This is a genomic window from Sulfurimonas sp. (assembly GCF_014859695.1).
In the GTDB taxonomy this organism is placed as follows: Bacteria; Campylobacterota; Campylobacteria; order Campylobacterales; family Sulfurimonadaceae; genus Sulfurimonas.
Genome location: NZ_JACUTS010000162.1, coordinates 1 through 1969 on the forward strand (window position 1 = coordinate 1; position 1969 = coordinate 1969).

Below are 1969 nucleotides of genomic sequence, written 5' to 3' on the forward strand. Positions count from 1 at the left end.
GTTTGATTGTCGTAAAAAGAGAACCCTCTTTTTACGTTTTAAGACAAACTGTCTAATTCTCGAAAAACAAAGTTTTTCGTAGCTTTTAGGTATGCTAACCAATGGCATACTCCATGGTAAGAGGGTTGTAGGGACATCTGTCCCTGCCACTAAAACGGACGCGTTCGTTTTAGTGTGTAACATCAGTTAGTTTATCTCTTTTGGAAAGCAGAAACGGTAACCACGACGACGAACAGTCTCTATAGTTGTAATACCCAAAGGCTTGTCCATCTTCTGTCTAATTTGGTTGATGGCAACTTCAATTACGTTTGGAGTAACGAGTTCAGGCTCTTCCCAGATAGCATCAAGTAGCTGCTCTTTAGAGACGATTTGATCACGGTGACGTGCTAAGTGAGTAAGAACTTCAAAAGGCTTGCCTTTTAGCTCTATGTCTACTTCTTTGTACGTAATCTTTTCCTCTTCAGGATTGATGATTAGGTCTTCAATCTCGATAATATTGCTGCCTCCAAAACGTAGACGAGCTTCTATGCGAGCAACTAGAACATCAAAATCAAAAGGCTTTCTGATGTAGTCATCAGCACCGCTTCTTAGAGCTTCGATTTCACTCTCATTGTCATCTCTTGCAGATAAAACTACTACAACAGTCTTTGGAGTGTTTGTTTTGATATCGCCGATGATGTCAACGCTGTTTCCATCAGGAAGCATCCAGTCCATCAAAACTAGGTCGTAATTACGAATATCTAGATAGTATTCTCCATCTTTAAGAGTCTCAACAACATCGCTTTGGTAACCAAATTCCTTTAATCCCTCTGCAAGCATTTTGTTTAATGTGACTTCATCTTCTATAATTAGAATGCGCATAAATTTTGTCCTATTAGTGAATATTTTGGCGGAATGATATCATAATTTTAGGTTAATTTAAAGTAGTTTTTAATTTTTTTTTAATAAAACTTTAACTTATAATTAAGATTGGGATTTGCGATAATCGCTTACACTCACCTTGCAGTCGGGTAAAATCGATGGTTTTGTTATCTTTAAATAGGTGCTTTTTATGGCTTTGTATTCTTTAATTAACTTTAAATTTATCTCTTTTAAAGCATCTTCGATGAGTAAAAACTCACTTTTTGTCACTGTTTCTTTTATGATTTGAACAATATCTGCATAGTTTATAAAGCCGTTTGTATCGTCATACTCAATGCTTGCATTTACGATGACATCTTGAGGTTTTACTCTCTCAAAATCTAAAATTCCGATGATAGATTGAAATTTTAGATCTTCAATATGGATTGTCATACCACTCTTTTTTCTTCGCCCTTAAATAGACGGATAATATTTGGAATATGTTTGTAAAAAAGTATAAATCCTATAATTAAAACAGGTGCGTGCGTCATGTCGGGATGGATTATAAAACTAGCAACTATCAATGCTCCGAGTGCAGTAAGTGAAGAGAGAGAGGATATGCGTATAAATTTTGCACCAAGCGCCCAGACAACAAGAGCTATGATGGTCTCGTACGGAAGCATAAATATCATGACTCCCATGCCCGTAGCAACCCCTTTTCCACCCTCAAAACCAAGATATGGAGAGAAGCAGTGACCCATAACTGCCAAAACAGCTATGCCCCAGAGTGTAGCTTCACTGACCCCTGCAAAGTAGGCAACAAGAAGTACTAAAACACCTTTTATAGCATCGAGTGCTAGCGTTGCGGCTCCAAGTTTCTTTGCTAAAGCAGGATTGCTCTCTTTTACGACTCGCAAAACGTTTGTAGCACCGATACTGCCCGAACCACTTGTTTTTACATCTACGCCTGCAAATTTCTTCGCCAAAAGCAGACCAAAAGGGATGCCGCCTATAAGATAAGCAGCTATAAAAAATTGAGCGTTTGTGTTAAATAAAAAATCCATTGGAAACCTTGTAAAAATTTACACCATTTTACTTTATCTATGATTACAAGCATATAAATTTATAT

The 1969-nt window shown here is 37.2% G+C and carries 4 protein-coding genes; all 4 read right to left on the reverse strand.

Annotation, left to right across the window (positions count from 1 at the left end; genetic code table 11):
• A partial coding sequence (locus IBX42_RS12270) for a hypothetical protein (RefSeq protein WP_294933218.1) occupies window positions 1-183 on the reverse strand: 183 nt, incomplete at its 3' end.
• A 3-nt stretch (window positions 184-186) separates the two neighbouring features.
• A complete protein-coding gene (gene hsrA / locus IBX42_RS12275) occupies window positions 187-861 on the reverse strand; it encodes a homeostatic response regulator transcription factor HsrA (protein ID WP_294933219.1) in 675 nt (224 codons plus the stop codon).
• A 102-nt stretch (window positions 862-963) separates the two neighbouring features.
• Complete coding sequence (locus tag IBX42_RS12280) at window positions 964-1293, reverse strand: dihydroneopterin aldolase (RefSeq protein WP_294933220.1); 330 nt, start codon at window positions 1291-1293, stop codon at window positions 964-966.
• Window positions 1290-1904 carry a glycerol-3-phosphate 1-O-acyltransferase PlsY gene (plsY, locus tag IBX42_RS12285; RefSeq protein WP_294933221.1) on the reverse strand — a complete coding sequence of 205 codons (615 nt, stop codon included), beginning with the start codon at window positions 1902-1904 and terminating at the stop codon, window positions 1290-1292. The genes IBX42_RS12280 and plsY overlap by 4 nt, the downstream gene beginning before the upstream one ends.
• Window positions 1905-1969: the final 65 nt, after the last annotated feature.